This is a genomic window from Rheinheimera pacifica (assembly GCF_900108485.1).
GTDB lineage: Bacteria > Pseudomonadota > Gammaproteobacteria > Enterobacterales > Alteromonadaceae > Alishewanella > Alishewanella pacifica.
Genome location: NZ_FNXF01000017.1, coordinates 85910 through 96755 on the forward strand (window position 1 = coordinate 85910; position 10846 = coordinate 96755).

The following is a 10846-nucleotide window of genomic DNA, read 5'->3' on the forward strand; positions in this document are numbered from 1 at the left end:
AACAATGTTTAATAAAACTCTTCTTGCCATTCTGGTTGGCAGTAGTTTGTTGCTGGGTTGCAACAGCAGCGACAACGACGATCCAACGCTGGAGCCCGATACCGGTAGCGAAACTCCCGCACCGGATACTGGCGTAGTTAATCTGACAGATCTGGACACTGTATACGGTTACGCCGCAGAAAATGGCGGCACCACCGGCGGCAGTGGCGAAAACAAAGTAGAAGTTACTGTCTGTACCGGTGAACAGATGATCAATGCCATTAAAAATAAAGATCCAAACCGCCCGCTTACCATCTGGGTAAATGGCACTATCACGCTGCAAAATGCCAAAGACAGCCGCATCGACATTAAAGACGTGTCTGATATTTCCATTATAGGCCTGGGTACTCAGGGCGAAATGGCCGGTATTGGTTTTAATATTGTGCGGGCGGAAAATATTATTATCCGCAACCTGCGTATTCACCATGTACGTGCCAATCTGGGCGCACCGGGCGATGGTATCAGCATGGAAGGGCCGGTACGCAATATCTGGATTGATCACAATGAAATCTACAACAGCCTGACAGTGGACGACCCGGCACTAACTGAAGATCAGGTAAAAGACTACTATGACGGCCTGGTAGACGCCAAAGGCGACGCTCAGTTTATTACCATCTCATTTAATAAATTTCATAACAGCTGGAAAACCTCGCTGGTAGGCTCGTCTGACAGCGACAACTTTAACCGCACGCTAACTTACCACCACAACCACTGGTATAACGTTAATTCGCGCTTACCACTGTTCCGCTTTGGTAAAGGCCATATCTACAACAACTTTTATGATGGCGCGCTGGAAAGCGGTATTAATTCGCGCATGGGTGCGGTGATCCGTATTGAGCACAACCACTTTGCCGATATGAAAAACCCGGTAATGTCGTTATACAGCCAGGAAATTGGCTACTGGCAACTGATTGATAATATCTTTGAAAATATTACCTGGCAGGAAAGCCCGAACGACGGCGTTGTCGCCGGTGAAAATGCTGAGTCTACCGGTGAGCTTAACGTACCATACGACTACAGCGCCAACCTGATCCCGGTACATAACGTAAAAGCCACAGTGCTGTCTTACGCAGGTGTTGGTGTTATCGACACGCCGCCAAGCCCGGGTTTATGCGCAGCACCTGCGCCAGCAGAGCCGGTCGATCCGGGGCCAGCCCCGGTACCAATTGATCCGGTAGAACCCCCGCTGAGTGTCGATTGGGGTACCTATGATGGCAGCCTGCAGCCCTTTGCTGCCAATTCTATTACCTTACCTGATGGCAGCCAAAGCAGCTTTGCGCCGCAACAAAGTGGTGGTGCAGCCGAGCCTAATCTGTTTACCGCCAATGGTGATGGCACCATAACGTTCGACAGCCTGGCCAATGCCGCCGACCGCAGCCGGGCCAAACTGGACAATGTGGCACCGGCAGATGGTGTTTATCCAAAGTTTTTCACCTTACTGATGGGTATTAAAGGCAATGCCGGTGGTAACCGTATTCTGGAAACCGAAGTTGCCCTGGGCGACACTGCTGCAGTTGGCGCTAGCAGCCGGTTAAAAGTGGTGTTTCGTAATGACGGCAACAACTCAGGGGTACAACTGGAAAACGCTGATAACGGTTCATCCGTTACCGCCGGTAAAGGTAACGAGCCCGATCCGCTGGATATGAGCCAGTTCCGTGTTTATCACTTCACCATTGCTTTAACTTCGCCCACTACCGGTAATGTTGCCTTGTATGTGGCAGGTAACAACACCCCCCTGGTGCAGCTTGACGGCGTAACCATGCGCCCTGCCAGTAATAATACCGACAACTACCTGCAACTGGGTGATGCCGGAGGCAGCAGTTATCTTGGCGATATCGACTGGGTACTGTGGACCGACGCCGGTGCTTATACGCCTGATATGCTAAAAGGCTTACTGCCTGCGGGTATAGGTGATATCAGCGGTTACGAAGTTCAGCCTTAAAATCTACCCAAAAAAACACAGCCTGAAAGTGGCTCAGGCTGTGTTTTTATTTTACCTCAGTTAAGGCTAACGGCGCGACGCTAAGCGCCAGCGCAGTGCTAATAAACCGGTACTAAACATAAACAACATACCCGGCTCAGGAATACCCGGAGGGGGCTCTCTGTTAATGCGGGCAGTACCAATAAACAATTGCTCATAACCATTGTTTATATTTTTGCCATAGCCTGAAAGTGCACCGCTACACATCTCATCAGTCCTGATACCGAATAAAGGATCACATCCCATACGAAAATCAATATGCAAGGTGTAGCTTTGTAACAACTGATCGTCCAGAGCAAACAGACTTTCCAGCAACGCATTCAGTTCTGGTGCAATTACCGCATAAGCTGCTGTATCAGCTCCCAGATTATGGTTAACCGGGCCATCTTCGGCCAGAGGTGAATTACAGCTTACCGGTGTTGGCAAGCCGGGGATCAGGCTGTAATTAATGCAGATTGGCCCACCGGCCAATACATAGTCTGTGGCTGAGTTGTCACCTATCATAGGCCCGCTGCCGGTTGAGCTGTAATCAGCGACGTTGCCCAGAAAAGTGCCTCCACCTCCTTCAGATACCAGACCATAAGCACCAGCGTTATTGGTAAAATCAAAAATACCGACCCGGTTGCCGCTGTCATCAGTAACTTCCATCTGGGCCCATACCGCCAGGCTTTGCAGATTCGCACCATTCAGATTGTTATTGTTAAAAAAGAATGCCATAGCATCGCCAGCCAGATAGTTTTTCAGTGCCAGCAGAGAACTATCCCAGGTGTTGGCTTTATCGCCAAAAAAATCTGTTACCTGGTTTGGATCGGCTGTAGTACCGGTACTGAAAAAGTTAGATCCGCTAACGCCACTGGGTGTACTGTAGGCATTGTCCATGCCGGCAAAATTGGTGTTTACCGGGTTACCGCTGGCACCTGTAGCAACGACCACCAGATCTTGGATCTGGCCAGGGCCGGATTGGATGTAAAACGGGCAGCTGTTGTTAAAATTAGCACAACCTGTCTGCAATGCCGCTATCGGCATAGAATACGAGTTAAAATCACCATAGGTCACATAGCCTATACCGGTTAAATCAATCATCGCAGCAGAAGCAGGTAAACTTCCTGTTAACAATAATACGGATAATATCATCTTGCGTTTCATAATTAATATCCTTATACGTTGTATTACTACACCTATCGCAGTTCTATTGCTTAGCTCCCGCATCAACAATGCAGGTCAAGAATAAAATTGCATAATCCACGCCACTATATTTATCCTTTCTAAAGTAGTAAGTTATGAAAAGCACTTTTCCCAGCACAGGAAACAATGTAAACAAAGCGGACAATTTCATTTAAAAACAACTATTTAAAGTATCACCCAATTACACCGAACAGATTAACAATATATAAATATTGATAATATATTAAATGTAAAACGCAACACTAAAAAACAAGAGGTTGTTCAGTCTGCCGAGAAACCAGCTGTACTTTTTGCTGCTTTTGCTAAATATTTATTGCCAAATGCAGGCTGCCCTCTAGTATAATTGCTACTTTTTTACACCTGCATAACAAAGGAAGCGGTTTTATGGAAAACACCTCAGACACCACCGTGTCTCAACCTGATCAGGCGCGTGTTGGTAAAGTAGCCTTTAGCGGCGACGCCGGTGAGTTTTTTGGTATCTGGATTGTCAATCTGTTACTGAGTATTGTTACCTTAGGTATATACAGTGCCTGGGCTAAAGTGCGCACTAACCAGTATTTTTATGGCCATACCCGCATTGACAACCAGCCATTTCGTTATCTGGCTACACCGATACAAATTTTAAAAGGCCGTATTATCGCCGTTATTATCTTTGCGCTGTTTTTTACTGCTTCTTCTTTATCGCCGGTTTTGGCCGTTGTGCTGGCCTTTTTGTTTCTGTTGGCATCGCCCTGGTTAATTGTACAAAGCCTTAAATTCAATATGCGGATGACCAGCTATCGTAATGTGCGTTTTGCCTTTCATGGTGACTATCTTCGGGCATTTAAATACTTTGTATTACTGCCGGTGCTGGCATTGTTCACTTTGTACCTGGCCATGCCGTGGGTGCTGAAAAAAATTGACCGTTATATTTGTAGCAATACCAGTTTTGCTGGCCAGAAAATGCAAATAAATACCGACACCAGCTCATACTATATTGCTGTTTTAGTGGCAATGGCTGCCGTTATGGGTGTGATCACTGTCATGATAATTGTTGGTGCAGTATTGGTAGGTGTAATGGCCGCTACCGGTATTGCTGACGCTGGCGTTGCCACAGTACTTGTCACCGCCGCAGTATTTATATTGTACTTTTTTGCCTTTACGTTAAGTGGCGCTATCTACCACAGTATGATCCGCAACCATATATTTGAACGCACCGAACTGCCTGGCATTGCCAAATTTAAGTCTGAAATGCAGGTGATGCCCTATTTATGGTTAACGGTAACAAACCTGCTGGCGATTATTTTCAGTTTAGGCCTGGCATATCCATGGGCAAAAGTCCGCAAAGCGGCTTATCTGGCATCAGTAACGACGATAGCAGTGTATCCGCAGGCCGACTCGCTGGTTGATCAGGTGCAGCAAAGCAGCAATGCCTTTGGCGAAGAAGCCGCAGGCTTGTTTGACATAGATGTGTCTTTAGCCTGATGTCAGCCTTATCTGCCGTTAACGGCCAGTTTCAGCATGCTGGCAGCAGCACGTTATACCGTGCTGTTGCCACTTTCGCAGATAACGGCCAGTTGACTATCTGCAGTGATGACAATGATACAGTACTTACCGAAGCTGCACCGGCCGATTACCGTTTTGGCACTGTGATACCGGGGCTGGCAGTTGAGCTGCAACTGCGTGATGGCGCTATATTTGTACCAGACGACCCACGCTTTCGCTGGCCACAGTTGTCTGGCACAGCTAAAACAGCAGCCAGGCTGGAAAGCCACAAGCTCTCTATTCTGGCTGCAGTAATCCTGTCGCCCTTGCTACTGTGGTGGATTATTGTTGATTTAATGCCCATGCTGGCCAGTGCTGCCGTGCCTCTGGTGCCCGACAGCGTTAAACAACAAATGGGCCAGCAAACATTTTATACCTTGCAACAAACGGCACTGCAGCCAACAGAGTTAACGCCGGCACAACAAGCTACGGTGAATTACCACTGGCAAATGGCACTGCAAAAGCTACCGCTGGAATACAAAGACTACAAGTTGCATTTGTATAAGTCAGATTTTTTTGGCGCCAATGCGTTTGCTCTGCCGGATGGCACAGTAGTAATAACAGACGAACTGGTTACCTTATTAAAAGACAAACCCGACGCCATTCTGGCGGTGTTGCTACACGAAATTGGCCATGTTGAAGGCCTGCACAGTGTGCGGTTAATTGCCCAGTCGCTGGGTGCAGCACTGGTATTTGGTATTTTGTTTGGCGATCCTGAAGGCATTGCCGACTTATTACTCGGTTCTGGCTCAGTCATGCTGCAAAGTGCTTTTTCGCGCGATATGGAACGCGAAGCCGATCAGTTTGCTGTGGAGCAATTAAAAGCGCTGGGTAAATCGCCCTCGGCTTTTGCCGATGCGATGTCGGCATTACTGAACGAGCGCAGCACTGACGATCAAGGTACCAGCACATTGTTAAAATACCTCAGCACCCACCCCGACACCCGCGAACGTATTGAACAGGCCAGGCAACACGACACCCCCTGAATACCGGCGCCAGATTCCGCTGGCGCTGTTTTATTGCTATAGTTGCCGGCAAAACCAAACAGGGACAATACCTTATGTTTCGCTTTGCCAGTTTAGCTTGTGCTTTATTCGCTACCGGCCTTTTTACCAACAACCTCAGCGCCGCTCCGGTGGTACTGTCGGATATTAAAGGTTACGGCTTTGACTCTGCGCGCCAGTTGCAGCCGTTCAGCGTCCTGGTGTTTGACGATACAACCGGTAAAGTGCTGGCCCGGGGCGACAGCGCTGTTGCTGCGCAATATCCGCAGGCAAAAAAGCTGGCCGGCAACGGTAAAACCGTATTGCCGGGTTTAATTGACGGCCACGGCCATGTATTGGGCCTGGGCCAGTACTTAGCCGTAGCAGAGCTGCGTGGCAGCGAAACAGAGCAAGACGCCGTAACACGGGTAGCGCAATTTGCTGCTGCCAATCCGGATGCCCCCTGGATTATTGGCCGTGGCTGGAACCAGGTATTGTGGCCCACTAAACAGTTTCCTACCACTGCCCTACTGGATGAAGCCGTTAATAACAAGCCGGTGTATTTAACCCGGGTTGACGCCCATGCGGGCTGGGCCAACAGCAAAGCACTGGCGCTGGCCGGTATTAACAAGGACACCATAGACCCACCCGGCGGCGAAATTATCCGTGACAGCAAAGGTAACCCCACTGGTGTATTAATAGACAACGCCATGGCGCTGGTAGAGCAACACATACCCGAACCGGACGACAACGACACCCTGCGGGCGTTAAATGTGGCGTTTTCGCATTTACTGGCGCTGGGCATAACCAGCGTGCATGATGCAGGTGTGGATACCGCCACCGTAAAGCTGTACCAAAAACTGGCGGCAGAGCAAAAACTGCCGCTGCGTATCTACCCGATGCTATCGGCACGCGATCCACAGCTGCCGCAGTGGCTGCAAGCTGGCATTATTGATGATAAAACCGACTTTCTTGATATCCGCTCAGTAAAAATTTATGGCGACGGTGCCCTTGGCAGCCGTGGTGCCGCACTTATCGAGCCATACAGTGATCAGCCATCGCAAAAAGGCTTACTGGTGACCCAGCCGGACCAGTTAACGCAAATTATGCAAATGACGATAGATGCCGGTTTTCAAACCAACGTGCACGCTATAGGCGATTTAGCTAACCGGCTGGTGCTGGACCGCTTCGAGCAATTAGTGCCACAGGATAAACGTCAGCCGAGCCGCCACCGGGTAGAACATGCACAAATTGTCTCACCCAAAGATATTCCGCGCTTTGCCAAACTGCATGTGTTACCTGCAATGCAGGCGGTGCATGCCACCTCAGATAAAAATATGGCCGGCGATCGCTTAGGTGTAGCGCGGCTGCGTGGTGCTTACGCCTGGCGCAGCTTTATTGATCAGGGCAGCATTATTGTTGGCGGCTCGGATTTTCCGGTTGAACTGGCCGAGCCATTTCATGGCATTCATGCCTCGGTTACGCGGCAAAGCCAGGATAACCAACCCGTTGGTGGTTGGCTGCCGGAGCAAAAGCTCAGCTTAACTGAAGCCTTGCGTTCATTCACCGTTGACGCTGCCTACGGCGCCTTTCAGGAAAACAGCATGGGCACGCTGGCGCCCGGTAGCTGGGCCGACTTTATCCTGATAGACCGCGATATCTACAATATTCCGGCCGAGCAGTTATGGCAGGTAGAGGTAGAGCAAACTTACGTTAACGGTAAACAGGTATTTACTAAATGATCAGCCAGAAATGGAGCAAGTTAATCCGCTCGCTGCACCAGAAGAAATACCGCAAAGCCGAGCAGCTGTTTTTTGTCGAAGGCGAAAAAGCCGTGTTAGAACTGTTGGCCTCCGGCTGGCAGGTAGAGGCCGTTTTTGCCACCGAAGCCTTTTTACAGCGTTACCCAAAGCAAGTGTCGGCAGCGGCGCTGGTGCAACAATGCAGCGCCGATGAACTGGTAAAAGTGGGTACTTTTGCCAGTAACGACGCCGCGCTGGCAGTGGTAAAAATGCCGGCGCAGACCGATTTTGTGCCGCATAGTCATGGCTTTGTGCTGGTGCTGGATCAGATCAATGACCCGGGTAACCTCGGCACCATAATCCGCATTGCCGACTGGTACGGTATAAAACATATTGTCTGCTCGCCGGATACTGCCGACTGCTACAACCCCAAGGTTATTGCCGCCGCTAAAGGTTCGTTTTTGCGCGTGCAACTGCATTATCAGCCGCTACAGCCGCTGCTGGCACAAAGCCGCGTGCCGGTGTACGGTGCTTACCTGGGTGGTGAGCCGGTGCACAGCTTAAAGCTAAGCGAACAAGGCGGTTTTATTGTGCTGGGTAACGAAGCCAATGGTATTAGCGCAGAGCTGGAGCAGGTTATCAGCCGTAAAATTACTATACCGGCCTTTGGTGAAGCGGAATCACTTAATGTTGGCATCGCTGCCGCAGTAATTTGTGACAATTTGCTGCGGCTTAGCCAGTAGTACTAGCGGCGTAAACACTAGTGGTAGTTATGGCTAACAGCGGGCGTTAACGCAAAGCTTTGGGGCGGCTGGAGCGCAGCGTAAGCCGTCCCAGCCACGACAGTGGCGACAACAGCGCCTTGTTATGCATGACTTAACTCTCCGTACCGTAAATACATCAAATTGTCACCGCCACCTATTTCCATGGCTTTTTACTATCTCTTTCAATAATTTCATTGAGAACTACATTACGTGGGCAACTAGCAATTATTTCCGTTAAAACGCAACTTGCTGACTCAAGATGATCGTCTGTTGCGTCATCAGTAAAAACCGCATGGAAACTCAACTTGTTATCAATTAGCGACACGTAAAGAAAGCGAAGTGTATGAGGAACCTCGCCTAGCATTGCGATCTGTACTCTTCTAGCTATATCCATTGATGCCACGGTCTTACTCATGCATAACGTTTGGTTAAGGGGCGGGCTTTAGACCGTCCCAGTGAGCGAAGCGAGCGGCTTGAACCAGTTGTTAGGCATGTGGAGTGCCCGTTCTCTCGTAATTTTCAATATATTTATCAATGCTCATGGCTGTGCCAGTTGTAATGAGCTTTCCTGTTTCTCGCTCCACAATGGTTGGTGCATTGCCTGCTATTGCGTACTTAATGTCATTTGTCTCTAACCACAATTTCGATGTGTGGAAGATGACCCAGCCCCATGGCTTTTCGATGGTATTGCGTTCGATAATTATTATTTCATCGCCTTCGGGTAACCAATCAAATTCTCCACCTACTGCTTCTGCGACGAGTTTGTGAGCGACTTCTTTCGTGACCATTGGGGAGCCTAACGCCGCCAGCACGCGCGGCTTTGTAGTGAAGGCGAAGCCGCAACGGAAAAGCCGTCGCCGTGCCTGGCATTGTTAGGGCTACGCCGAAACAATAGCAGCAACACCAGTCGCTACCGACACAATAACAGCGATCATGGCTAGCCATACTGCATACATAGAAAACTCTGCTTGTATGGCAGATAACAAATCGCGCCCATCTCCAACCGCTTTATCTGCTTCTTCCTTCAACAAAACAATCTTCCTCTTTAATTCTTCCGCAGCAGAAGTGTAACCAGGCTTAATCGGATGTTCCTCAAGATCGACTATTTTCTCGTTTTTCAGATAGCCTTGAAAAAAATTTAGATGCCAATGTGAATTTAACCACTGATCATCCATCTCTTCATTCTCAAGCCATATCTGTTTTGGTGCGTTTCGAGAAGCCCAGCGACTTTCTATTACTTCGTCCAACGCTGTAATAAATAGATCGTATCTATACAGCCTCTTTCTGCGCTCATGAACACTATTTATACCTCTCTTGGCACCAATCCACGATGCGTGCTTTTTAAAGAAGTAAAAAAAAGAACCCGTAACGTCACGCATTGATATTGATATCGCTTCCATTGCCTCTGAGATACTTGCCCTCACGTGGTCTACATGATCTGAAAATCTCCTATACTCAGAAGAAAAAAATAAGTCATGACTATTCATTTCGCGAACAGTATTGGTGTCACCAAGATACAGAGGATATAGTTTTCCTACCTCTGAATATACTAATGCAGTTATTGTTATAATATTTTCGTCATTAACAAGAACTCGCAGTTGTGCGTCACCTGAGTTATTAATACCTAATGTCTTCCAGTCCTTAACATTTGCCGCATAAAACGAGTACATTGTGTAAGAATGTTCTGGAAGATTGGACATAATCTCCTTTAACGACTTTTCAAAAGAAAACAATACGCTGTCGGCTCTTGGCGGATACCCTGCTAAACTTGGTAACTCGCCTAAAGCAAAATCCTTCTCAGTTAATGTCTTGAATGCCAAATATGAAAGGCCGTCAAAGTACAGTTCATATCCATTCTTGTGTTTGGCATAAACCTGATACGGCAAACCCAAGCATGACGACTTATGTACGATCTCAACGTGGACGAAATCACGATTTTTTATCAGGCTTTCTCTAAGTGGCTCAAAATCATTTTCAGAAACTCGGTATAAATGAGTTGTCCTGTCAAGGATGTTCTTATTTGTATTCCACGTGTCTTCTAAGCGGAAATGATCGAGTGTTTTCTCAATCGTTTCACTACGCCCCATTAGCGTACTAGGAAAGCACCCGACATGGTTCAATGTTAAACCATTTAAGGACCTCTTTATTTCTTCTTTGCTGGCGTTATCGTCCACTGCCACTCAACCTCACATAATCATCTTCAATGCCCTAACGCCACGCGCATGCGCGCGAACTTGTGAGCGCCGCAGGCCCCGAATGCCGCACTTTGTTAGGGCTGCTCTGTATTTGGTTTGTAGCGAGTATCATTACCATTAAGTTTATTCCATACACCGTAGATTATTTCCATTGAAGCATCATCTGGATGACACTCATCTGGACCACAGATTGACACTGTTAGCTCTTTATTACGTCCCCAAAGACCAAATGAGTTTCTAATACCGGTGCCCCAACCATGATGGTATTGGATAAGGTTATTAAACGGAGTATTTTTAACCGTCGACTTATCATCCTCTTTCAAATTAGAAACGATTCTGTCAACGGCCTGCTCTAAAGTCTGAGGTAGCTTTTCCTCAGACTTGTCCTCCGCATTCCCAAATGCTTGCATTGATATCGATAGAAAAACAGCCA

At 48.1% G+C, this 10846-nt stretch carries 10 protein-coding genes; 5 read left to right on the plus strand and 5 right to left on the minus strand.

Features of this window, described 5'->3' with window-relative positions:
- Nucleotides 1–4: 4 nt before the first annotated feature.
- A complete protein-coding gene (locus tag BLW68_RS17620; protein ID WP_092796160.1) occupies nt 5–1981 on the plus strand; it encodes a pectate lyase family protein in 1977 nt (658 codons plus the stop codon).
- Between the two features lie 66 nt (nt 1982–2047).
- Here the strand turns inward: BLW68_RS17620 and BLW68_RS17625 are convergent, their stop codons facing one another.
- Nucleotides 2048–3166, minus strand: a complete 1119-nt coding sequence (locus tag BLW68_RS17625; RefSeq protein ID WP_143039982.1) for a hypothetical protein — start codon at nt 3164–3166, stop codon at nt 2048–2050.
- A gap of 423 nt (nt 3167–3589) precedes the next feature.
- Here BLW68_RS17625 and BLW68_RS17630 point away from each other — a divergent pair, with 423 nt between their 5' ends.
- The 4 genes from BLW68_RS17630 to BLW68_RS17645 all read left to right on the plus strand — a co-directional run bounded on the left by BLW68_RS17630 (nt 3590) and on the right by BLW68_RS17645 (nt 8197).
- A complete protein-coding gene (locus tag BLW68_RS17630; protein ID WP_092796164.1) occupies nt 3590–4669 on the plus strand; it encodes a YjgN family protein in 1080 nt (359 codons plus the stop codon).
- A complete protein-coding gene (locus tag BLW68_RS17635) occupies nt 4669–5715 on the plus strand; it encodes a M48 family metallopeptidase (RefSeq protein ID WP_092796166.1) in 1047 nt (348 codons plus the stop codon). Before BLW68_RS17630 ends, BLW68_RS17635 begins: the two co-directional genes overlap by 1 nt.
- A gap of 74 nt (nt 5716–5789) precedes the next feature.
- Nucleotides 5790–7454: an amidohydrolase gene (locus tag BLW68_RS17640; RefSeq protein WP_092796168.1), complete on the plus strand. Its 1665-nt coding sequence runs from the start codon at nt 5790–5792 to the stop codon at nt 7452–7454.
- Nucleotides 7451–8197: a TrmH family RNA methyltransferase gene (locus BLW68_RS17645; RefSeq protein WP_092796170.1), complete on the plus strand. Its 747-nt coding sequence runs from the start codon at nt 7451–7453 to the stop codon at nt 8195–8197. Before BLW68_RS17640 ends, BLW68_RS17645 begins: the two co-directional genes overlap by 4 nt.
- A gap of 175 nt (nt 8198–8372) precedes the next feature.
- Here the strand turns inward: BLW68_RS17645 and BLW68_RS21720 are convergent, their stop codons facing one another.
- The 4 genes from BLW68_RS21720 to BLW68_RS21170 all read right to left on the minus strand — a co-directional run.
- A complete protein-coding gene (locus tag BLW68_RS21720) occupies nt 8373–8633 on the minus strand; it encodes a MafI2 family immunity protein (RefSeq protein WP_483880033.1) in 261 nt (86 codons plus the stop codon).
- 70 nt (nt 8634–8703) lie between these two features.
- Entirely contained in the window at nt 8704–9006 is a 303-nt protein-coding gene (locus BLW68_RS17655) for a YrhB domain-containing protein (RefSeq protein WP_092796172.1), read from the minus strand.
- A gap of 90 nt (nt 9007–9096) precedes the next feature.
- Nucleotides 9097–10398 (minus strand): hypothetical protein, encoded by a 1302-nt coding sequence (locus BLW68_RS17660; RefSeq protein WP_143039983.1) that lies wholly within the window; start codon nt 10396–10398, stop codon nt 9097–9099.
- 89 nt (nt 10399–10487) lie between these two features.
- On the minus strand, nt 10488–10846 hold a 359-nt coding region (locus BLW68_RS21170), incomplete at its 5' end, for a DUF6794 domain-containing protein (RefSeq protein ID WP_177172281.1).

What these genes read in the sequence shown, in the direction of transcription:
- BLW68_RS17625 (WP_143039982.1), bottom strand. Translation starts at nt 3,166, where the DNA reads ATGAAACGCAAGATGATATTATCCGTATTATTGTTAACAGGAAGTTTA.
- BLW68_RS17655 (WP_092796172.1), bottom strand. Translation starts at nt 9,006, where the DNA reads ATGGTCACGAAAGAAGTCGCTCACAAACTCGTCGCAGAAGCAGTAGGT.
- BLW68_RS17630 (WP_092796164.1), top strand. Translation starts at nt 3,590, where the DNA reads ATGGAAAACACCTCAGACACCACCGTGTCTCAACCTGATCAGGCGCGT.
- BLW68_RS17620 (WP_092796160.1), top strand. Translation starts at nt 5, where the DNA reads ATGTTTAATAAAACTCTTCTTGCCATTCTGGTTGGCAGTAGTTTGTTG.
- BLW68_RS17645 (WP_092796170.1), top strand. Translation starts at nt 7,451, where the DNA reads ATGATCAGCCAGAAATGGAGCAAGTTAATCCGCTCGCTGCACCAGAAG.
- BLW68_RS17640 (WP_092796168.1), top strand. Translation starts at nt 5,790, where the DNA reads ATGTTTCGCTTTGCCAGTTTAGCTTGTGCTTTATTCGCTACCGGCCTT.
- BLW68_RS17635 (WP_092796166.1), top strand. Translation starts at nt 4,669, where the DNA reads ATGTCAGCCTTATCTGCCGTTAACGGCCAGTTTCAGCATGCTGGCAGC.
- BLW68_RS21720 (WP_483880033.1), bottom strand. Translation starts at nt 8,633, where the DNA reads ATGAGTAAGACCGTGGCATCAATGGATATAGCTAGAAGAGTACAGATC.